This window comes from Paenibacillus urinalis (genome assembly GCF_028747985.1).
In the GTDB taxonomy this organism is placed as follows: Bacteria; Bacillota; Bacilli; order Paenibacillales; family Paenibacillaceae; genus Paenibacillus; species Paenibacillus urinalis.
In genome coordinates this window covers 3,936,748-3,958,624 of record NZ_CP118108.1, presented here as the reverse complement: position 1 = coordinate 3,958,624, position 21,877 = coordinate 3,936,748, and the positions used below count along the sequence as shown (strand labels likewise).

Sequence of the window (21,877 nt, the reverse complement as noted above, 5' to 3'; positions counted from 1 at the left end):
TTTTTGTTGTTGTGAGCAAATGAAAATTATCTTTAAAAGGTTGTAACTTATTCCTGTTTTATGTCGTTTATAATGCAGATAGAAATATTTGTAATTATATTCTAGTTATTTCCTTGTGATGTTTGGGGGCTGGTTGTTATACGAATACCATTTCGCAGCAGAAAAACGCAGGATGAGGACAAGAGTTCTTCTATATTTGCTCAGGAGAAGGATGATGCACTGCCGCCAGAGAGAGCACCTGTACTTGAGATCATCAGCAAGGAAGAGGAGAGCGAGGTTATCGGGCGCTCGGATTCGGATTCATCCCGATTGGAGGCCGGTGAGACTGTTCTTAAGGTGTGCAATGTTCATCGCAGCTTTGAGACGGGAGGCAAGGCCATTCATGTACTGAAAGGTATCGATCTGGAGGTCCATGCGGAGCAGCTTGTTATGCTGAAAGGAAGGTCAGGCTCGGGAAAGACGACTTTGCTAAATATGCTGGGAGGTCTTGATCAGCCAACCAGTGGTGAGATTTATTTTGATGGCAGGGCTCTGCATGATACAGGAGACGGGAGTCGAACCAAGCTCAGACGGCAGGATATTGGTTTTATTTTTCAGGCGTATGCTCTGATGCCCTTACTGTCTGCATGGGAGAATGTAGAGCTGTCCCTTCGGATGGCAAATGTTCCAAGGAGTGAATGGAAGGAGAGGGTGGCTTATTGCCTTGAGATGGTGGGCCTTACCAAACGGGCGAAGCACCGGCCCTTTGAGCTGTCAGGCGGAGAGCAGCAGAGAGTCGCAATAGCCAAGGCCATAGCACATCGTCCGAAGCTTCTGCTCGCGGATGAACCAACGGCAGAGCTTGACTCCAAGATGGGAGCACAAGTGATGGCGGTTTTTCGAAATATGATTGCAACAGAGCAAGTAACGATCTGCATGACGACACATGATCCTACGATTTTGGAGGTTGCAGACCATGTTCATGAGATGGTGGACGGTAAATTTATTACATAACGAATCCTATACCAGCTGGAAGAGACGCCTTCGGAGCATTGCACTAGTTGGTGCAGCAGGTCTTATGCTCAGCGGCTGTTCCTTACTGCCGGCAGAACCAGAAGAGGAGGTACTACCCCCAATCACACCGCCGACCATATCCAAGAAGCCGGAATATGAAGTTCGTACAGAAACGATTGAAACCAAGGTTTCGGGTTCCGGCAAGCTGATGAGTCAGAGAGAGGAGAAGGTTTATTTTACACTTGATGGCATGCACGTCAAGGAATTGTTCGTCAAACCGGGAGATAAGGTGAAGGCTGGACAGCAAATTGCTGTGCTGGATGTGGAGGAGCTGGAGAAGCAAATTCGCCAGAAGAAGCTGCAGATTCGAAAAGCGGAAGTGCAGATGAAGGAGACACTCCGCAAAAAAGACGAGATGGACCCAGTCGAATATGAAGAAGCTGTAATTACGTTTGAAGAGCAAAGACAAGAGTTAGCGGATCTGGAGGAGCAGGTAGGCAAATCAACGCTGTCAGCCCCTTTTGCAGGCACCGTGCTGAGTGTTCAGGTGGAAAAAGGAGCTGCTGTGAAGGCATACGATCCGATTGCGACCATTGCTGACACATCTAATCTCGTCGTTGCCGCTACTTTTGCCAAGAAGGATCTGGAAGTGATTGCACAAGGAATGAAGGCTGATGTGGATATTAACGCGGCTGGAACGCATACAGGTACCATTCAGGTAATGCCTATGGAATTAGCCGAAGAAACGGGCTCTGGAGGAGATGGCGGAGCAGGGACACCTCCTGCTCAGGAATCACTGGACCAATATGTCATTGTTGAGCTGGATGATTGGCCGGAAGGGCTGAATCGCGGTACTCCTCTTACCGTATCAATTGTAACTCAGCGCAAAGAGAATGCCGTGTTAATACCGATCTCTACACTTCGATCCATTGGATCCAGAACGTATGTACAAGTTGTAGAGGCGGATGGTAGCAAGAGGGAGGTTGACGTTGAGGTAGGTCAGCAGACATCGACGGATGTTGAAATCCTCAAAGGTCTGACGCCCGGACAGAAGGTGGTCGGAAGGTAATGAAAGGAATGCCCTTGTTGCGCCTCTTGGCTCGAAAAATGTGGAATACCCGATGGCTCACGCTAAGTACCTTGCTTGGTCTTATTGTGGCTGTAGGTTTCACCGTCAGCATCCCTATGTATGCAGATGGAGCGTTAAAGCGTGTCGTTGCTCAGTCTTTGGAGGAAGAGAGCAGCGGTATGCCTGCAGGTTCTCTGCTCATGAGCTATCAGGCGGCAGGAGGAACGAAGACAGACCTTGCCTCGCTGAACGAAGTTGATCGATATATTAGGGAAGATGTTTCGAGCAGCATCGGCTTCGATCACAATACTTATCTTAACGTCCGTACGATCCGCAGCACGGAAGTTAGTCCTGAAGATCCTACCAAAGTTGACGCCAGCAGAATCAGGACCATGACCGCTGGCGCAATGACTGATCTAGAAGATCATGTAACAGTGACTCAAGGTGTTATACCAGGGAATCAGGTGCGGGATAACGTGATTGAGGCAGCGATGCTCGAGGAAGGTATGTATCGAAACGATCTGCATGTCGGTGACATCCTGGAATATCCCGTATACAGCGGGCTGGATCTGACGCTGAGGGTCAAGATTACAGGTGTCTTTACTCCAGATGATCTGACTGATCCTTATTGGTTCCAAGGATTTGAAGGAATGATGAATGGACTGTATGTCGATCCAGAAGTGATGAATACTTATTTGCTGGGAGAAAAAGGCGTTCCGCTTCAGACTTCGAGATGGTATTACGCCTTTGACTTGGGTGAGATTCAAACGAGCCAGCTGCCAGGGCTGGGAAGAACACTCGAACGATTGGACATCGAGCTGTATCAACGATTAAAGGATACTAAGGTCGACATCTCTTTCGGTGATTTGCTTGCTAACTTTAGAGCCCAGAGCCTGCAGCTGCAGACCATGCTCTTCACACTTGCGGTTCCGATGATTGCCATGGTCTTCTATTTTATCGTCATGAACGCAAGACAATCGCTTCAGAAGCAGGAGAGTGATATTGCTGTTCTGCGGAGCCGGGGAGCATCAGCCAGACAGATTATTTTGTTGTATTTGCTGGAGGGTTTGATTCTCGGCGCAGCAGCAATGATGGCAGGTCCGTTTCTTGGCTGGTTTATGGCGAAGAGCATAGGCTCTGCTAGCGGATTCCTGGAATTCGTCGATCGCAAAGCGATACCTGTAGGAGTAACGCAGGATGCACTCTGGCTGGGGCTTGTTGCGGTAATTGCGTCTATGATCGCTTCCGTTATTCCGGCAATTAATTATGCAAGAGCGACAATTGTGGATGCCAAGCGCCGGCAGGCGAGAAGTGATCGTAAGCCGATATGGCAGCGGTGGTATCTCGATATTTTATTGCTCGGTATTTCTGGCTACGGCTACTATCTGTTCTACGAACGCCAGATGCTGACCTTTCAAACAGGAATGACAACCGATCAATTGCAGGTGCAGCCTTTTTTATTTTTTGTACCCGCCATCGCGATATTTGCTATGGGTCTGTTCTTTCTGAGGTTATTCCCGTTGATTCTCAAACTGATCCAGTTGATCGGCCGCAAAATTTTTCCGGTTCCGCTCTATCTGACGTTGACTCAGCTCTCTCGGTCTTCATCTTCTTACTACCCGCTTATGATCCTGCTGGTTTTGACTCTGGGACTGGGCGTGTACAATGCATCTGCTGCAAGAACCATTGATCTGAATTCCACAGAACGTACGCTGTATGAATATGGTACGGATGTTGTTATGCAGACCGTATGGGAGGGTTCACCTGAATTGACTCCAGTCAGCGGTGGAAACGCGGGCGGAGGTGGTAATCCGAATGAGCCCGGAGGCAGCGCTGGGGGCGGAGGAAATAACAATGGTGGAAATACAGGCGGTAATCCCGGAGGAAATCCAGGAGGCGGGGGCAATCCTGGCGGTGGAGGAAATCCAGGCATGGGCGGAGGCGGTACAGCGCCCGGAAGAATGATTTACTCTGAACCGCCGTTTGAAGTATTCAGGCAGCTGCCTGGCGTAGAACACGCTGCCAGGGTCCTGCAAACCAAAGGCAATGTCATTGTCTCAGGTAAATCAGCAGGTCAGGGAATGATTGTAGGCATTGATAATGTAGATTTTGCCGAGGTGGCCTGGTTCCGTAATGATCTATTTCCAGCTCATCCGAATCGTTATCTTGATCTGCTCGGTCATTATGAAGGGGCCGTCATAATTCCTTCTAATCTTGCGGAGAAATATCAGCTGGAAAGTGGAGACATCATATCCATTGCTCTGCAGGAGCAGATGATCGAATTTGTTGTATTTGGTATTCTGCCATACTGGCCGGCACAATACCCTGATCAGACACCGTTCTTCATCACCAATCTGGATTATATTTACGACCAGGTGCCGATGATTCCGTACGAGGTGTGGCTCAAGATGGAGCCTGATGCCTTAGTTGCTCCTCTGATGACGGAATTAGCCAATGCAGGGATTGAATTGTCCTCTGTCAAGGATGTCCGTACCGAGCTTGTAGCAGAGAGCAAGCATCCATCGCGAGGCGGAGTCTTTGGCATATTAAGCCTTGGATTTCTTGTTTCCATTATTATTTCATTAATTGGTTATGTACTGTATTGGTTCTTTAATCTGTCAGGCAGAGTCGTTCAGTTCGGTGTGCTGAGGGCGATGGGACTCTCCAGAGGTCAGCTGAGCGGGATGCTGCTGCTTGAACAGGTATTTACGGCGGGGTTATCCATCGCACTAGGGATCGGTATAGGTCAGCTGGCGAGCAGATTGTTTCTTCCATTCCTGCAAACGACGGATAATGTAGAGACTCAGGTGCCTCCGTTCCGGATCGTGTTCGAAGCCAGTGATACGAATCAGCTGTATATCGTAACCGGAGTCATGCTCTTCATTGGAGCAGTGATGCTGTTATGGCAAATTCGCAGACTCAGAGTACATCAGGCTGTGAAGATGGGAGAGGAGCGCTGATATGATTCACTGCGAAGGCTTGGTCAAGATTTATAAAACCAGCGAGGTTGAAGTCGTAGCTCTTCAAGGTCTGAACCTGACTGTCGAAGAGGGTGAGATGATGGCAATTATCGGCAACAGCGGCAGCGGTAAGTCAACACTGCTCAACATCCTTGGGGGTCTAGACCGCCCCTCTGCTGGAACAGCTGTCGTAGGGGATTGGGATCTGCTCAAGATGACGGAAGCACAGCTTGTGGAATACAAGAGACACACCGTCGGCTTTATTTGGCAGAACAACGGCCGGAATTTGCTTCCCTACATGACAGCTCTCGAAAATGTGGAAACACCGATGATGCTTGGCGGGAAATATGATCGGAGCTATGCAAAACAGCTGCTTGAATGGGTAGGGCTTGAGCACCGAATGCACAGCAGACTGCACCAATTATCAGGGGGAGAGCAGCAGCGGGTCGCCATTGCGATTTCTCTGGCCAATCGGCCTCGTTTGCTGCTTGCTGATGAACCTACAGGTTCTGTTGACAGCGAGACAAGTGACCGGATCATGGATATTTTTCGGAAGCTGAATCGGGAACTGGCCGTCAGTGTTGTCATCGTCACCCACGATATGGCACTAGCGAATAAGGTAGACCGAATTGTTGCTATTCGTGACGGGCTTACCAGCACTGAATTTGTTAAACGCAACGCCAATTTGGACACAGAGGTTGTCCCAGGCAGGAGCGAGGTGCATGAAGCATTTGTCATTATTGATCGAGCTGGCCGTCTTCAGGTGCCGAGAGAGTATTTAGAAGCGCTGTCTATTGATAATCGGGCTACTCTTGAGTTTGATGGTGAGCGTATCGTCATTACGCAGCCGAAGTAACCATAGAAAGGGAGAATGGGAATGATAAAGAAATCTGTATTTCGTCGACCGGTCATCGCGATGCTGACATGTATGACTTTGCTGACTCCACTTCTTGCAGCATGTACTTCTAATGAACCATCTGATGATCAAGAGGAAAGAGTGCTTCGAATTGGTACCTTGTATGGAAGTAATGATGATACCTATTTTAGACAGCAGTATACGGATATTTTTGAGGTGCTGAATGACAATATAACGATTGAAATTGTACCTGCAGTGGACCAGGATCAGTATCAATATTTCGACTACACCAAGAATGAACAGCCAGAGCAGCCAGATACCCTCGAAGCGGTCAAGAAGCTGATGACGGGTGACAATCCGGTGGATGTTATTGTCGGAGACACCTCTGTATTTAAGTCGCTTATTCAGGAAAATATGCTGACACAGCTTGATCCTCTAATTGCCGAGGATGAGTTTGATACGACGGATATTGTCCCGACCGTGCTGGACGGGATCAAGGATATGGGAGATAACAATCTGTATGCCCTGACACCTACTTTCTCATCATCTGCATTGTTTTATAACAAAGCGATTTTTCAAAAGGCAGGGGTGGAACCGCCAGCAGATGGAGCGACATGGGAAGATATATTTGATCTTGCAAGACGGGTAACGAGCGGTGAAGGTGAGGATCGCGTGTATGGCTTTTCCTTCAATCAATACGGCGGCGATACTTATTACAATGTTCAAACATATGCATCACCATTGCAGCTGCGAATCTTTGATGACAAAGCCGAAACGATGACCGTCAATAACGAATCCTGGGAGAGAGTATGGGATACCGTAGCTACGCTGACTCGGGACAAAATTGTGCCTGGTCAGGAGGTTTATGAATATCAGACAGATCAGACCGAATTTAATCCTTTCCAAGGCAATATGTTTATGGAAGGAAAGCTCGCTATGGTTGTTTCGGACTACAGCTATGTCACCAGGCTGATTAATGATAACAAGTATGCTGAGACGGATGATAAGTTTGACCCGATTGATTGGGATGTTGTTACCCCTCCTGTACATCAGGAGAAGCCGGGCATTGGCGGGAATGTATATCTAAGCAGCCTGATGGCTATTAATAGTAACGCTCAAAATCCAGACGATGCCTGGGAATTCATCAAGTTCCTGAACGGTGAAGAATGGGCCAAAGTCAAGGCAAGAAGCAGCTATGAGATGGTGTCACGTAAGAGCTACATCCAGCCAAAGGAAGGATTGGATTATAATATTGCTGCTTTCTACACATTAAAGCCGATCCCGCCGACAAGCACGGATATGAACACACTGTACCAGAAGATGCCGAATTTATGGCAGGTGGACTCCGTAGGCCAGAAATACTTCAATGAAGTTGTAGAGAATAAGAAGACACCGAAGGAAGCGCTGGAAGCCTGGGAGCAGGATGGAAATGAAATGCTGCAGAAGCTGAAGACAGATCCGAAGGCGAGCTTCGAGGATAAATTAGCCGCAAACTAAATAAGCTTAATTCAATAGCCGCTTGATTAAATTTCATCTCGCGGCTATTTTTTGTGCTTTTGGGTATCCTAATAGTAGAAAGGAAACAGCATCCATTATGGAGTCAAAGGAAGATGAACAAGAGTGAAATGGGTATATTATTCAAGATTATACGGTAGTAAGTTTCAGGCAGGTTGCTTCGCGAAGCGGATGGAGCAGGACGGATGGATCTATGGGCATGATGAACCGCAGCAGGTAGAGGTATACAAATCACGCAAGGGGCGCTATGGTGTCCGTTTCATTCCATAAGGAGCAGTCTTCGTTTCTCCAAAAAAAGTGCCTTGACAATTCTATTACACATCATGTATATTATTAGATGTCGCTGTTTTAAGTTTTATTGACGCGGGGTGGAGCAGCTCGGTAGCTCGTTGGGCTCATAACCCGAAGGTCGCAGGTTCAAATCCTGCCCCCGCAATAGTTACATACAGCGCACTAATATGTGTAATAGAATATTGATTCAGGGCCCTTAGCTCAGTTGGTTAGAGCGGTCGGCTCATAACCGATTGGTCGGGGGTTCGAGTCCCTCAGGGCCCATACCTGAACAGCCTTTGCGTAATACGCAAAGGCTTTTTTATTTGTAGTTTCCTGAACTATTTTTATAATGATATGAAACTGATTCTCTTCTCTTACAATATTGTAAGTAACGTGGGATTCAACTGCATAGCAGAGAGCAGAGAATCAAGTGCGTTTATGCATAGCGAGTCCTAATGTTGGTTTAAAATAGGGCAAGTTTTGTTTAAATGATCCATATATCGTTTATATAAATTAGACTTTTCAATATATTGTAGAAGAAATGAGTTTTATGCATTCTTAATAAATTCATATACTGGACTATATCAAGGTACGATAACCGTACCTTTTGTATAAGAAGTGAGGTATCTGCAGCGACTATAAATCTGCAACCATGACGTTGAACTGGATGGTCAGCAATCAATCATGATATACTTGTAGGAATATTACGGAGGGGAGGTGGACACATTGGGAAGGCGTTACTGTATTTTGAACCGCAGACGGAATTAAACGAACGGAAAATATTCAAGCGGGCTGATCATGATGGCATGAACAAGGTTCTTCTCATGAACACCGCCCCTCATCGGCCGAAGTTGTTATGTATACTTTATTCGAATTATAAATTTTAATACAGTAATTCATTAGAGATGCTGTAAATATTCCTGGAGGTGAATCCCTCTTAAGAGGGAAATTATTGGACATTATCACGATTACCAATTTAATATTACTTGTCATACTACTTGCGCTTACCGCGTTTTTCGTTGCTGCGGAGTTTGCTGTAGTTAAGATCCGGATGTCACGTATCGATCAGCTTATCGCTGAAGGAAACAAGAAAGCAGTGGTTGCCAAAAAAGTAGCTTCAGATCTCGATTATTACCTGTCTGCTTGTCAGCTCGGTATTACGGTTACTGCACTTGGTCTGGGGGCGCTGGGTAAACCGGCTGTTGAGAGTCTGCTGTATCCAGTGTTTAACTACTTTGAATTGTCCGAAGCTGTTTCATCTGTGGCTTCTTATGCGATTGCGTTTATCTTAGTTACCTTCTTGCATGTGGTCGTAGGTGAAATGGCACCGAAAACATTGGCGATCCAATTTGCGGAGAAGATGACTCTGCTGCTCGCAGCACCTCTCTATTGGTTCGGTAAGATCATGTCTCCATTCATTTGGGCACTAAACGGTTCTTCCCGGGTTATGCTGCGTGCGTTCGGTGTTAAGCCGGCAGGACACGAACAGGCGTATTCCGAGGATGAGATCAAGATCATTATGAATCAGAGCTACGAAGGCGGCGAGATCAATCAGACAAAGCTTTCTTATATGGAAAATGTTTTTTCCTTTGATGAGCGGGACGCAAAAGATATCATGGTTCCGCGTGTGGATCTGGTAACGCTCGATATAGACATGGTTTATGCGGATATTGTTCCTATTTTTGACGAGTATAATTATTCACGTTATCCGGTTGTTGAAGCTGGAGATAAGGATAAAATTATCGGTGTGGTTAACGTGAAGAAGATGCTTCCTCATATTGTGGACGGAAGTGAGCATCGCCTTGAAGAATTTGTACGTGAGCTGCCGTATGTCTCGGAAATTACACCGATTCAGGAAGCGATGATCAAGATGCAGCAGCAGAGGGTGCATATGGCAGTCGTTATTGATGAATACGGTGGTACGTCCGGGATTATAACGATGGAGGATATCCTAGAGGAGATCGTTGGTGAGATTCGCGATGAATTTGACAGCGATGAGAAGGCTGATATTCAGCAGCTCGGGGACAACGAGTATCTAATCAGCGGGCGAGTCTTATTGGATGAGCTGGAGAAGCAGTTTGGCTTCATATTTGACGGTGCGGATGAGGTAGATACAATCGCCGGCTGGATTCAGTCCAAACGAGGGGCATCTCTCGAGGAAGGCGATATCGTTGAACAGGATGAGCAGATGTGGAAGGTCAAGGAAATGGATAATTTTCAAATCAAGCAAGTCGTGTTACGTAAAATTCAACAATAATATTGTTCTTTGTGGATCTTAAATATATAAAATACTATAGGACTCTGGAGGTGAATCCCTCTTAAAGAGGGAAATCATTGGACGGAATAATTGCATTAAATTTGTTTTTAGTAGCTGTATTCATTGGACTGACAGCATTCTTCGTCGGAGCTGAATTTGCGATTCTCAAGGTGAGGATGTCACGGATCGACCAATTGATTGCGGAAGGCAACAAGAAGGCTGTTCTGGCCAAAAAGGTCGCACATGAACTGGATTATTATCTGTCGGCGTGTCAGCTGGGAATCACGATTACGGCACTCGTGCTGGGAGCATTGGGTGAACCAACTGTTGAGAAAATGCTTCATCCGGTATTTGACAGCTGGAATCTGCCGGCTGCCCTATCGACGGTATTGTCCTATGTCATTGCCTTGTCGGTTGTTTCCTTCCTGCACGTTGTTATTGGTGAGCTTGCTCCCAAGACACTGGCTATTCAGTTCTCAGAGAGAATGACTCTGCTGCTGGCAGGTCCGCTGTATTGGTTCGGTAAGATTATGTATCCTGTAATCACTGCACTGAACAATTCAGCTCGCCTGTTGTTGAAGATTTTTGGTGTGAAGCCTGCCGGTCATGATACCGTGTATTCAGAGGAAGAGCTGAAGCTGATTGTTAACAACAGCTATGAAAGTGGAGAAATTAATCAGACAGAGCTTGATTATTTGAAGAACATTTTTGATTTTGATGAGCGCATCTTGAAGGAGATTATGATTCCGAAAGGGAAAATAGCTACTTTTAGCAGTGATATGTCTCTTGAGAGCATGCTTGAAGTCATTCATCAATATGAGTACACCCGTTACCCTGTTATTCATAAAGGGAATAAAGAGCAATATCTCGGCTTTATTAACACGAAAGAAATGCTGACAAGCATTGCTGCCGGCAGAGAATGGGATCTGAGCGGGTTTATTCATCCGATGCCAAGTCTTAAGGAGACCTCCCCTATTAAGGATGTTCTTACTAAAATGCAGCAGAATCGGGTTCATATTGCACTTGTAACTGATGCTAGCGGCCAAGTTACAGGGCTCGTTACGATGGAAGACATATTGGAAGAGATCGTAGGAGATATTCATGACGAATATGATGATATTGCAGTGAACAGTGTACCTGCTCTTTAAAGGACGATCCGTTACGTGAAAGTTTATATAAATCTCATATCGTTGGACAAAGACCCTTGCATATTCGTATGTAAGGGTCTCTTTGCGGTACGAACAAGTCTAGTGCATCTTAATCAAAGAACTGAATTCTTAAGGTGGAGCAGCCAAATTTTACAGTTGATAAAAGAACATATGTTCCTATATAATATATACAAACAAATGTTCTTATTGGGGTGAGCTTATGCCGCGTAAATATATTGGCAAGGTTGTAGAAATTGTTTATCTGGATCGAGCAGGGCAGGTTAGTCAACGTAATATTGAAATTCATCGAATAGTAAATGGCAGAATCTATTCTACATGTCTTCATACAGGGGCTCCGAGAACCTTTAACGAGGAGAATGTGCTGGCTTGGCGACCTGTTAGAGCAATAATAACAGCTTAGGGAGTGATGAGGATGATGCCTGATTTTGAACGCAAACTGCTGAGGATTCTATACAATTTTTGTGGGCAGCGGAGACGCATGCCTCAAATGATGGAACTGGAAGTCAAGACCGGGAGAACAGAAAGTGGTATTCGGAAAGCTCTAAGAGAGTTAGAAAGACAAGGATTTATCAAGTGGCAGGACCAATCGTCGACAGAACACATTGTGATTCTAGAGGGCTGGGAGCCAGAGGAGCAAACGTCAGTGCGTTCGATGCCAGCTTTATCAGATGGGATGGATTATTGGACGAAATACTAGCTGCTGCTTATTTCATAAAGTGACGGATAATCCAGGAGATCAGCGTAAGGATAAGACTGATCACGATACAAGTAACAATGGGGAAATAGAATTTAAAGTTCCCTCGATCTACATAAATATCTCCTGGCAATTTACCAAGTTGTATAAATCTTCCGAGTACCATCCAGATCAATCCGACAATAATCAGTGCAACCCCAGCAAATATGAGAAGCTTAGGCATATTGTTCATGATTAGCTCACCCCCGTTAAATAATAAAATAGCCAGAGCCATGTGCCAAGCCCCAGCTAATTCATATCTATGATTTACATCTAATTATAAATTTATGAACAGTACATTGTAAGATCACTTTAAAGGGAACAGTATGTTATGGTAAATAGAGCAACTTAAGATAAAGCTAATTTTCTGGAGCGGTTAATACTAATGATCCGGGTAATTTGCTCTACTTCCTCATAAGGAATCCAAACCGGACCAAAGGTGGTTCTTAATACAAGCTTTGATGAATGATCTGTAGGAACAGGATACCCGGTTAAGGTCTCTCCATCTTTGCTTCTTACCATGATCTGCTGATTACGTTTCATCGCAATAATCGCTTCTTTATTCATAAGCCTATTCTCCCTATGCCAGTAATTGATGTAAAGAATAAGAATCAGGTCTAATTACATTGCAAACTGGTTGTTTTATCACATGCTTTTCACTTTCATGTCTACGAATAGTCTATCAGAACTAGTTCTAAATTTCTACAATAATCCAGAAATAAATATCTTAAAGTTAAATAAACCAATTCGGGTGAAGCTTAAACATTCGTTGGATCACATGAGGAAATGAGTGAGCAAGTTTAATGTAGCAGATAATATGGGTATAACTATCATAGGAGGAATGCACAATGAATATTCATGGATGGTATATCGTTATATTTGCTGTAATTATTGCTGCGGGTGTTGGCGGCGTTGCTTGGTGGATGAGAATGGCGAGCAGAAAGAAAGGGTACAAGGAAGAATAGGAAGAATAATCCGAAGATATAAGCTAAATATAGGTAGCTCGTCTGCTTTCTATTTCAGGATGCGTGATTAACTTCTCAGAGGGAGCAGAAATATGATGAATGTATTAAAATTCGGGATCGTAATGATATGCTTATTATTTCCTGTTGCTTGCGACACGGACTCTGCTGAGCGGGAAGAATTATCCGCAGATATAGCACGAACGGAGAACAACGATCCTTTTGTTACATGGTCCGGTGGAATTCCATATAAGGTGATTACCGAGGAAGCTCTTCCTGATAAGTTAGCAAGCAAAGAGCTGGGTGAAGTAACGATGGAAGTAACTTCATCGGAATTAACAGAGGATATTCAGCTAATAGGTCAAGATGGCTTAAGCAATTATTTGAAAGCGGGATCGCTGATATTTCAGTTAAAAGATGCGAACACGAATGAGGTTATTCTTGTCGAACATGAAGGCAAGATGTACAAAGCCGTGCGATTAGATCAAGAAGAATAAACCGTTCTTCAGGGCGATGCAAATGTTAAGGAGTCCATCTCAGAGAGGTGGACTTTATTGCGCTGTTAAGCTTGATTAGAAATTGATCTATAAAAGTACACGCAGAGCTTGTCAAATCGTGGCTGTTCATATATAATAAGAGATACCGGATTTTTGAGCATATTTGCTGGGAAAATTCGAAAGTGGTTGTGGATTGTTCATTAACTTTACCAGTGAGTTTGGTTAAACAGTCTATACACATACGCCGGGGTGGCGGAATTGGCAGACGCACAGGACTTAAAATCCTGCGATGGGTGACCATCGTACGGGTTCGACCCCCGTCCTCGGCATACATTTATATGAAATAGGCTGGCTCCTAACAGGAGTCCAGCTTATTTTTTTAGATACCTATATGTTGTATAAAGGGATTGGAAACGAGGAGAGCCGATATATGTTTAATAATGACTGGGACGCACTGCTGCAGGACGAGATGAATAAAGATTATATGCAGGAGCTTCGATTGAAGCTGGCTGCTGAATATAAGACGCAAACGATATATCCTCCGAAGGACGACATATTCAATGCGTTGAAATTAACCTCGTATGCGAATACAAAGGTCGTGATCATTGGTCAAGATCCATATCATGGAGCAGGTCAGGCAGAAGGGCTAAGTTTTTCTGTCAAAAAAGGGGTTAGAATCCCTCCATCTTTGCGAAATATATATAAAGAATTACATAGTGATCTAGGAGTATCCATTCCTGCACATGGGTCTCTTCAGGATTGGGCGGAAGAAGGAGTTTTGTTATTAAATAACGTATTAACTGTGAGAGAGGGAGAACCTGCTTCACATCGCCATATCGGATGGGAGCGGTTTACTGACGCGGTAATCGAGAAATTAAATGTTCGGGAGCAGCCTATGGTGTTTATGCTCTGGGGAAGTCACGCACAGAAGAAGGGGGCGTTCATAGATCGTTCCCGTCATCTGGTTATAGAATCGGCTCATCCAAGTCCGCTTGCAGCTCGGAATGGTTTTTTTGGAAGCCATCCGTTTTCTCGAGCGAACGCCTTCTTGGAAGCAGAAGGAATCAAACAAGTAAACTGGACAATCTCGGACAATTAACAAGAAGACACGGAGGTGAACGGGAGAATGAAACATTGGGTAGGCCAAAGAGTGCTGGTGGAACGAGCAGGTGGTCGTAAAGATCCCGTTCAAGGGATATTGCTGAAGTGGGATGCAGATGCCGAAATCATCGTCGTTGGAGCGAAGAGAGTCAAGATTCCGTTTAGTCAAATTATACGAATTCATCCCTTGGCGGAGGATGCCTATGGAAAAGGCAAGAAAAGAGCAAGGTCCTCAATTCATACGGTCGGATATGTGATGCGCCAATCGATTCAATTTGATAACGCAATTTACTTCAAATCTGCGGTAACGGTATGGAAAGGGGCTAAGCTTATTAAGTACCGGACGACGATCAGCTCACATGACAACCATAATGTGGTGCTGGAGGACGGGACCGTTCTTGATAAGGAATTGTATACGTTTGTTGTGAGATCAAGACGCGGATAGGATCTCATTATTATGTTTAATTGAAATTTTATGTTTGTATCATGCTGCGTTAATAATTATGCGGTAATCTGTACTCGTAACCCTTCAAGAGATGATTGGTATATATGTAAACTCACCGGCTGCAAACGGTGGGTTTTTTGCTGTACATAAAAATTAGGATTTGCCCCATTTTTCTCCCACACTTAGGCTTGTATAACTTTAATTTTGGAAGGGGATTATACAAGCGACAGGCCAAAACAATAATCAGTGGGGTGAATGAAGATGAAAAAGCAATGGGCAGCCACTTTAGCAGCTGCAAGTATTTCTATGGTAATTGCTGTTCCGGCAATGGCTGAAACGAACACAAACCATATGAACGATAATCCGGTTAAGAATTCGGTTAATCGTTTGGAAAAAAACTTGGGCATTGATGGAAAAGACAACGGCACTACGGACATGAATCGTACGCGCACGATGAACAACATGAACAATAACATGTACGATGGCAGAGGTACTGGTACCGGTACTTACAATACCAATGCTTATAACAATGGTACTTATGGTACCAATAACGTTCGCGCCAATGCTACGACAGATCGTGGAAATGGCTGGGGATGGCTTGGCTTGTTAGGACTGTTTGGTCTTGCTGGACTTCGCAAAGAGAAGCATGAGGGAACACCTCATCACGCGAAATAATTGCTTTGCACTAACTAGGATTATTGGAGATGAATTACAAAAAAAGTTTGGAAAATCAGGATACCCGCCCTGTCATCTAATCTAGGTATTCATATACTATCTCATACCTTAGAGCTAAGGAGGAGAGCAGCATGAGTGAAGTATCTAGATCTGGATATTGTGGAGGATACAATGGTTGGTCTTCCATCGGCGCAATCCTTGTTCTTTTCATTCTACTTGTCATCATCTCCAAAACCATCCTCTACTAATCATCAGAAATAAAGGATCCCAGGGTATCTGCGGGTCCTTTATTTTTTTGTTATAATCTCTTCAAGTATCTCAATATCGAAAATGGGAGAAAGAAATGCATGGATATCAACTTACATTCCGCAGCAGATATGTTGCTCGAGCTTGATGTAGAACCATTTTGGTTAGGATTTCGAAAGGTCGCCTACGCAATATATAACTCAAGCGAAGTCCTTCTATTCCATCATCCCAAGTTTCAATCACATACATTTCATCAATTGAAATGGGACAAGCGATTCGTCGGCAATACGTTAATTATGTATGAGGACTATCCAACAGCAATCGTCAGCATCGAAGGAATTGAGTATATGGCAGAGCTCAAGTCACTTCTTGTGCATGAGTTGTTTCATGGATTCCAGTATCTTTGCGAGGAGAAAAGGTTCCCAGATGAGCTATTGGGTTTAACGTACCCTCTAGTTGAGGAGAACGTGGAGCTAAGAAGTTGGGAAAGGCAGTGTCTTTCTCATGCGCTGGAGGCAAGTGATACACAAATAAGGGATGCCCATTTATCCCATTTTTTTCAGATTCGAAGTAGGAGAAAAGAGCTGCTGGGTACATATTTTACATATGAGACAAGGGTGGAGACGATAGAGGGGCCTGCTTATTATGTGGAACTGAAGGCGTATGCCGAAGAGTCAGCACAATCATTGCGAGCTATACTGAATCCGTTTAGACAAGAATTGATAAATTCTAATGCCGCTGTACTTCATTTAAGAAAAAGCTGCTACTACTCGGGCTTGTGGATGTGCTTACTACTCGATGAGTTCTCGGAACGATGGCAGGAGGATTTTTCACATTCGGAGGATGATTTGTACGAATTTCTAAGATCTCATGTCCATCCGGTAGAGAAAAGTGAAATAAAGGAAGTTAAAGTAAGTGAAGAGACGGAGGCAACTATAGAAAATGTTAAAGCACACAGAAAGGCTGCCTTCGAGCTGTTTGAAGAGAATATAGGATTCCATGTAATTATTGAAGGAGATCTAGCCGTGAGGAGCATTGATCCGCAAAATATAGATGCACTGCCTGGCAGGCTTCTTCATCATAATTATATTAAAGTTGCATTTGGCACCGACGAATTTTTGATACAGCAGCCTATTGTTTCTTATTACGAGACCGATCTCTGGCAGGCATCAAAACTCTATGTGATTGTAGAAGCAAGACCTGTAATCTGCGAGGATAAAGTAATACTGGATGGAATCGGTGAGATCAAGGGAGTACATAAATGTAAAGAAGAGGGCAATATTTTTCAATTGCACGTGTAAACGAAATTGATGACACGAGTCAAGGGTTCTATAGTTCGTATGAGAAAAAAGAAGAAAACCCTTGATATTCAAGGGTTTTCAGTGATGATCTGTAGTGGGCTCGAACCACTGACCCCTACCCTGTCAAGATAGTGCTCTCCCAGCTGAGCTAACAGATCATGGAATATCTATAAAAAAGGAATAAATTTATATTATCAGGCTTAATAAGCAATGTCAATCCCTGTCCTATGTTTAATTTTCCCTGAAATGAGCAACCTGAATAGGATGAAAATTACAACAAGAGGATGGGGTTCCATGAACAGAAGAGTGACTCGTAGTATAGCCATACTTACGATCTGCGGATTTATATTAACCAACATAACAGGATGCACCTTAACTCCTTCACAAGAAACAATTAACCTGCAGCTGATCGAGCCAGCTGAATCCGATCTGCCCGTAATAGATGAGGTATATCGAAGATCTGTAGGGGATGAGGTTTATTCCAAGCCATCAAATGAAGAAACATTTTTACCGTAGGATAGGTACACATGCTTGCTTTAATTATCCATATCGAATACAGACTATACGATCACTGCTGCTGTAGTGTATAATGGTTTGGATTTTTGCATTTTTGGATAGTAAGAGGGGGAGACGTATGCCAGCCGAGATTATTAATGTTACAACACAAGAACAGCTTGAAGCTGGGCTGAACATTCGCAAAACGGTGTTCGTAGAGGAACAGAACGTTCCAGTAGAAGAGGAAATAGACCAATATGATGTTCTGAGTCCGGATGCACACCATATTTTAATTCAGGATGGACAAGAGATGGTGGCTACCGGCCGCTTGATTTATTATAAAAAAGATACTGCCAAGCTGCAAAGAATTGCTGTCCTGAAGCCTTATCGGGTTAACGGATATGGTCGTGTGCTGATTATGGCGCTTGAAGAAAGAGCAAAAGACCTGGGATTAGCCTACTCATTATTAGATGCACAATGTCAGGCAGAAGGCTTCTATAAGAAACTCGGATATGAAGTAATCTCGGACGAGCCTTTCTATGATGCAGGTATACTGCACGTACGGATGCAGAAAAAGCTCTAAGTGAAAATGTTATCTTTCATAAGAAGTCAACTTATTGGGCACAATCATAGTGTCGGAGATCAGGTCATCCTGAGTCCGAACAGGTTACAAACTATGGCTGCAAAAAAGGAGTGTATGTTCTTATGGAAAATAACACACGCGAGCAATTTGTTGCCGTTCAGAAAAACGGAGACGGGGATTTAACCGCATTTAAGACATCAACGGGCCGAGTGCTTGATTATAATCAAGCGTTGAATGAGATTCAAACCGGCTCCATCGCAGGAGTTAATGTATTCAAAGCAAAAGATGGCTCCCTTCGTATTCGCGGAGATGCCGATGGAGATCCGACGAATAATTTGGATCAACTGCCTATCTTTCAATAAAAATCCTGATCGTTTGTTATATCTGAATTGTCAAAGGGAAGCCCAATTGCTGGGCTTCCCTTTTTGTTTGCTTTTTAAAATTGACTATGTTTATTCGCGAACATAGTCTGGCCCTTACCACTCCAGCGGAATTTTTTGGATCCCGAACGACTTTTGCGAAGCAACCGGAGAGAGGGAGCCAAAAAATGGAGCGCCTGAGAGGGAGCCAAAAAATGGCGCCAAAATGGGCGTCAAATCACTCTCTTATGCACCTTCTCCGCAAATCCCCATACAATGCATTACCAGGCACGAAGCTGCAGATGAACATGCCTTAAACACCTACGAAAGAAGGGAAAGCACCCATGGCAAAGGGGAAGGGCAGTAAAGGCGGGTCAAGCAAGGAAAAGGTGCGGACAAGTATGAAGCTGGTGACGTCCGAGGTGTGTGAAGTCTGTAAAACACCGTGTGAACGCGGAATGGCATACGCTGAGCGCATGCGGGAACCGGGAGCTGTAGGGAAGGGCGTCCCTTGTATCTTGACCAAGCCTAAAGTTTAGGCCCAAATGCCATGCACCGGGCCCTTTCAAGGAACGGTGCATGGTAAACCGAGCATAGAAGAAGTCGACAAATACATATTTCGTAATTTTTTCTGAAAAATTTTCCAAACGTACCGCAACTTGTTCTCAAGGATGAAGTATAAATAGACATACTATATTCTCATTGCTGGAGGGGAACAAGAGCTTATGAAGTGGAAAAGAACGCTTGCCCTTGCGATTGTGTTCTCGCTCTTGGGCAGCGGATCCATGTTGTTTGCTGACTCAGTTACCGAACGAATTCGTGTCATTATTAATGGGCAAGAGGTAAGCGGTGGTGGTTATTTTATAAATGGAACGACATATGCTCCTGTCCGCGAGATTAGTGGGCTTGCTTCATGGGACTCAGGAAATGGCAAGGTTACAATCACCAAGCCAAACGTGCACATCACTTTGTTCAAAGGTGAGACGGTGTTCGGGAATGTCAATGTAGGTAAATTAAAGTTTAACGTGTTAAGTCAGGTTGATAGTCTGGATGGTAAAATTTCCGAGGTTAAAGTTGCCATTACCGCCCCCTCCGGAAATGTGAAGAATATACAATCCGAGAAGCTGGGCAGCGGCTCAAAGGATAATTTTTGGTTCAGAACGAATGATTTTACTTATGATTTTAAAAAAAGCGGGAATTATAAAGTAGGGTTCTATATGAAACCGTCAGGCAGTAATTCGTTCTTCCTTGTTTCGGAAAAAGTGATTACAGCATTGGATTAGAGTTTCATTGATTTTGTCCCGTAATAGTGTTACGATACGTCCGTATGATTACAAGTGCGACCGTAGTATGATGTTACAAATGCCTATCGTATGATTACAATATAAATATAAAAGTGAGGTATTCTCATGAGCGATCACAATCATGTTCACGATGAACATTGCAACCATGACCACGATCATGAACACGAAATGGCTGTTCTTACCCTGACAGACGAGAATGGTGCAGAGGTCGAAATGATCCTGGCGCAAACTTTTGATGTAGACGGCAAAGAGTATGCGGTACTGCTCGAGCGGGATAACCCTGAAGCGGACGGATTGATTCTTCGTCTTGAAGAAGAGAACGAAGAAGTTGCACTGTATCAAATCGAAGATGAAGAAGAGTGGAACCGCGTTGAAGCAGCTTTCAACGAAATGGTCGAGAACGAGTAATCGACGCCATCTTCTCAACAGACGAAAAGACCAGACAAGTTGTCTGGTCTTTTCTGTTGCGCTAAAGCGGCATGTATTAAAAAATAGGCTCTGCTTCGACGATCACTTTGACATTCTGAATCGTCCGGTCCTCGGGTCCCTTAACAGGTAGACCGACCTCGACATGCTCAACGATGTAGTCGATATTATCCTGAGAAATGACCTCACCCGGAAGCAGAATCGGTATACCTGGTGGATACACATAAATAAATTCGGCAATAATGCGACCCTCCGATTCCTTGAATGGAATCACCTCGGTGTCACCATAGAAAGCCTCGCGCGGTGTCAGCATCAGCTGCGGAATTTCCGGAATCTTGACGACAAGCTCATTAGCTTGATTCACATTATAATAGGTGTTCGACAGCTCCTGAAGTGCACTAAGCAGTGTATTGACAGTGTCATCATTATCGCCTGGTGTGATCAGGCAGAGAATGTTGTACATATCACTCATTTCCACTTCAATGTTGAAATGCTTGCGAAGCCAGTTCTCTGTATCATAGCCGGTGAGCCCCAGATGGCGAACATGAATGGTAACCTTGGTTGGGTCGTAGCTATAGGTTGCTTCTCCGCCCAGTATTTCTTCGCCGAAGCAGTACAGCCCTTCGATATCATTAATTGCCCGGCGGGCATACTCTGCAAGGTCAATGGCTTTCTGAGCCATGCTGTGTCCATGGAGTGCAAGATTACGTCTTGCTGTATCCAGTGAAGACAACAAAATATAAGATGTAGAAGTTGTAGTCAGCATACTGATAATCGTCTGTACCCGCTCTGGATTAACGAATCCGTTCTTGGTATTCAGGTTCAGGACCGAGCTTTGCGTCATCGAACCGCCTAATTTGTGTACACTCGTAGAGGCTAGATCTGCACCAGCTTCCATAGCAGACATAGGAAGATCCTCATGGAAATGAATCAGTACACCATGCGCCTCATCCACAAGAACGGGCACTTGGTAACTGTGAGCCAGCTCTACAATCTCCTTCAAATTCGCACAAACACCGAAATACGTTGGATTAATGACGAGCACACCCTTCGCATCAGGATGGCGTTCCAGTGCGCGGCGTACCGAACCAACTGTAATTCCGTGATCAATACCGAGATTTTCGTCACTGACCGGAGAGATAAAGATAGGTTTGGCTCCGGAGAAGATGATGGCAGACATGACCGATTTATGCACATTCCGCGGCACGATAATCTTCTCGCCAGGTCCGCATACGGACAAGATCATGGTCATAATCGCACTGCTTGTCCCCTGTACACTAAAGTAGGTATAGTCTGCCCCGAAAGCATCGGCAGCCAGCATTTGTGCTTCTCTAATTACTCCAGTCGGTTGATGCAAATCGTCAAGTGGCGCGATATTGATCAAATCTATGGAAAGGGCATTATCCCCAATGAATTCGCGAAACTCTGAGTCCGTTCCAAGTCCTTTTTTGTGACCAGGGATGTGAAACTGTACCGGATTGTTAGCCGCGTGGTTCTTAAGTGCTGTAAAGAGCGGCGTACGACGGTGATCCATGGATGCTGTCACAACCTTTCATTATTAAGAATAATCAAACCTAGATGAGTATAGCAAAATGAAAAGGGAATGAAAATGGATTTTTTATGATCTGGCATTTTATTTGTAAATTATGGCATTTTTA

23 protein-coding genes and 4 tRNA genes are annotated in these 21,877 nt (G+C 44.5%); 23 read left to right on the top strand and 4 right to left on the bottom strand.

The genetic code is table 11. The features are described 5' to 3' along the window. Positions 1 to 219: 219 nt before the first annotated feature. The 11 genes from PUW25_RS18335 to PUW25_RS18280 all read left to right on the top strand — a co-directional run bounded on the left by PUW25_RS18335 (position 220) and on the right by PUW25_RS18280 (position 11,789). Entirely contained in the window at positions 220 to 993 is a 774-nt protein-coding gene (locus PUW25_RS18335) for an ABC transporter ATP-binding protein (protein ID WP_152557676.1), read from the top strand. Then, on the top strand, positions 956 to 2,062 hold the full coding sequence (locus tag PUW25_RS18330; RefSeq protein ID WP_047910896.1) for an efflux RND transporter periplasmic adaptor subunit: 1,107 nt from the start codon (positions 956 to 958) through the stop codon (positions 2,060 to 2,062). Before PUW25_RS18335 ends, PUW25_RS18330 begins: the two co-directional genes overlap by 38 nt. After that, a complete protein-coding gene (locus PUW25_RS18325) occupies positions 2,062 to 5,022 on the top strand; it encodes an ABC transporter permease (protein ID WP_047910897.1) in 2,961 nt (986 codons plus the stop codon). Before PUW25_RS18330 ends, PUW25_RS18325 begins: the two co-directional genes overlap by 1 nt. Before the next feature lies 1 nt (position 5,023). After that, complete coding sequence (locus tag PUW25_RS18320; RefSeq protein ID WP_047910898.1) at positions 5,024 to 5,878, top strand: ABC transporter ATP-binding protein; 855 nt, start codon at positions 5,024 to 5,026, stop codon at positions 5,876 to 5,878. Between the two features lie 21 nt (positions 5,879 to 5,899). Continuing rightward, entirely contained in the window at positions 5,900 to 7,375 is a 1,476-nt protein-coding gene (locus tag PUW25_RS18315; protein ID WP_047910899.1) for an ABC transporter substrate-binding protein, read from the top strand. Positions 7,376 to 7,498: 123 nt separating this feature from the next. Further along, positions 7,499 to 7,663, top strand: coding sequence for a hypothetical protein (locus PUW25_RS18310; RefSeq protein WP_170862441.1), 165 nt, complete (start codon positions 7,499 to 7,501; stop codon positions 7,661 to 7,663). A 92-nt stretch (positions 7,664 to 7,755) separates the two neighbouring features. Further along, positions 7,756 to 7,829, top strand: a tRNA-Met gene (locus PUW25_RS18305). Positions 7,830 to 7,874: 45 nt separating this feature from the next. Next, positions 7,875 to 7,948 (top strand) — tRNA-Ile (locus tag PUW25_RS18300). A gap of 670 nt (positions 7,949 to 8,618) precedes the next feature. Beyond that, complete coding sequence (locus PUW25_RS18295) at positions 8,619 to 9,923, top strand: hemolysin family protein (protein WP_047910900.1); 1,305 nt, start codon at positions 8,619 to 8,621, stop codon at positions 9,921 to 9,923. Positions 9,924 to 10,000: 77 nt separating this feature from the next. Next, complete coding sequence (locus tag PUW25_RS18290) at positions 10,001 to 11,071, top strand: hemolysin family protein (RefSeq protein WP_047910901.1); 1,071 nt, start codon at positions 10,001 to 10,003, stop codon at positions 11,069 to 11,071. A gap of 433 nt (positions 11,072 to 11,504) precedes the next feature. Beyond that, positions 11,505 to 11,789 (top strand): helix-turn-helix domain-containing protein, encoded by a 285-nt coding sequence (locus PUW25_RS18280; protein WP_047910902.1) that lies wholly within the window; start codon positions 11,505 to 11,507, stop codon positions 11,787 to 11,789. Positions 11,790 to 11,796: 7 nt separating this feature from the next. On the opposite strand, the gene PUW25_RS18275 is transcribed toward PUW25_RS18280, so the two are convergent. Both PUW25_RS18275 and PUW25_RS18270 read right to left on the bottom strand, forming a co-directional pair. Next, positions 11,797 to 12,018, bottom strand: coding sequence for a DUF2905 domain-containing protein (locus PUW25_RS18275; RefSeq protein WP_047911221.1), 222 nt, complete (start codon positions 12,016 to 12,018; stop codon positions 11,797 to 11,799). Between the two features lie 155 nt (positions 12,019 to 12,173). Further along, on the bottom strand, positions 12,174 to 12,392 hold the full coding sequence (locus tag PUW25_RS18270) for a hypothetical protein (RefSeq protein WP_047910903.1): 219 nt from the start codon (positions 12,390 to 12,392) through the stop codon (positions 12,174 to 12,176). 490 nt (positions 12,393 to 12,882) lie between these two features. Between PUW25_RS18270 and PUW25_RS18265 the strand changes: the two genes are divergently transcribed. The 6 genes from PUW25_RS18265 (at position 12,883) to PUW25_RS18240 (ending at position 17,052) form a co-directional block, all read left to right on the top strand. Beyond that, a complete protein-coding gene (locus tag PUW25_RS18265) occupies positions 12,883 to 13,284 on the top strand; it encodes a hypothetical protein (RefSeq protein ID WP_047910904.1) in 402 nt (133 codons plus the stop codon). Positions 13,285 to 13,527: 243 nt separating this feature from the next. Continuing rightward, positions 13,528 to 13,613: transfer RNA gene (locus PUW25_RS18260), tRNA-Leu, on the top strand. A 101-nt stretch (positions 13,614 to 13,714) separates the two neighbouring features. Then, the gene (locus PUW25_RS18255) at positions 13,715 to 14,383 is read left to right on the top strand and encodes a uracil-DNA glycosylase (RefSeq protein WP_047910905.1); all 669 of its coding nucleotides are present in this window, start codon (positions 13,715 to 13,717) and stop codon (positions 14,381 to 14,383) included. 27 nt (positions 14,384 to 14,410) lie between these two features. Then, positions 14,411 to 14,830: a hypothetical protein gene (locus PUW25_RS18250; protein ID WP_047910906.1), complete on the top strand. Its 420-nt coding sequence runs from the start codon at positions 14,411 to 14,413 to the stop codon at positions 14,828 to 14,830. A gap of 261 nt (positions 14,831 to 15,091) precedes the next feature. Beyond that, complete coding sequence (locus PUW25_RS18245) at positions 15,092 to 15,505, top strand: WGxxGxxG family protein (RefSeq protein ID WP_052511808.1); 414 nt, start codon at positions 15,092 to 15,094, stop codon at positions 15,503 to 15,505. Between the two features lie 593 nt (positions 15,506 to 16,098). After that, on the top strand, positions 16,099 to 17,052 hold the full coding sequence (locus PUW25_RS18240; protein ID WP_205052600.1) for a hypothetical protein: 954 nt from the start codon (positions 16,099 to 16,101) through the stop codon (positions 17,050 to 17,052). 85 nt (positions 17,053 to 17,137) lie between these two features. Here PUW25_RS18240 and PUW25_RS18235 read toward each other — a convergent pair. Further along, positions 17,138 to 17,210: transfer RNA gene (locus PUW25_RS18235), tRNA-Val, on the bottom strand. A 136-nt stretch (positions 17,211 to 17,346) separates the two neighbouring features. Between PUW25_RS18235 and PUW25_RS18230 the strand changes: the two genes are divergently transcribed. The 6 genes from PUW25_RS18230 to PUW25_RS18205 all read left to right on the top strand — a co-directional run bounded on the left by PUW25_RS18230 (position 17,347) and on the right by PUW25_RS18205 (position 20,201). After that, positions 17,347 to 17,568, top strand: a complete 222-nt coding sequence (locus tag PUW25_RS18230) for a hypothetical protein (protein ID WP_047910908.1) — start codon at positions 17,347 to 17,349, stop codon at positions 17,566 to 17,568. Positions 17,569 to 17,686: 118 nt separating this feature from the next. Further along, a complete protein-coding gene (locus PUW25_RS18225; RefSeq protein WP_205052601.1) occupies positions 17,687 to 18,130 on the top strand; it encodes a GNAT family N-acetyltransferase in 444 nt (147 codons plus the stop codon). Between the two features lie 122 nt (positions 18,131 to 18,252). Further along, positions 18,253 to 18,492 carry a DUF3892 domain-containing protein gene (locus tag PUW25_RS18220; protein ID WP_047910910.1) on the top strand — a complete coding sequence of 80 codons (240 nt, stop codon included), beginning with the start codon at positions 18,253 to 18,255 and terminating at the stop codon, positions 18,490 to 18,492. A 341-nt stretch (positions 18,493 to 18,833) separates the two neighbouring features. Further along, positions 18,834 to 19,028 (top strand): hypothetical protein, encoded by a 195-nt coding sequence (locus PUW25_RS18215; RefSeq protein ID WP_047910912.1) that lies wholly within the window; start codon positions 18,834 to 18,836, stop codon positions 19,026 to 19,028. A 186-nt stretch (positions 19,029 to 19,214) separates the two neighbouring features. After that, entirely contained in the window at positions 19,215 to 19,772 is a 558-nt protein-coding gene (locus PUW25_RS18210) for a stalk domain-containing protein (protein ID WP_047910913.1), read from the top strand. A gap of 126 nt (positions 19,773 to 19,898) precedes the next feature. After that, entirely contained in the window at positions 19,899 to 20,201 is a 303-nt protein-coding gene (locus PUW25_RS18205; protein WP_047910914.1) for a DUF1292 domain-containing protein, read from the top strand. A 76-nt stretch (positions 20,202 to 20,277) separates the two neighbouring features. Here PUW25_RS18205 and PUW25_RS18200 read toward each other — a convergent pair whose 3' ends face one another. Next, entirely contained in the window at positions 20,278 to 21,753 is a 1,476-nt protein-coding gene (locus tag PUW25_RS18200; protein ID WP_047910915.1) for an aminotransferase class I/II-fold pyridoxal phosphate-dependent enzyme, read from the bottom strand. Positions 21,754 to 21,877: the final 124 nt, after the last annotated feature.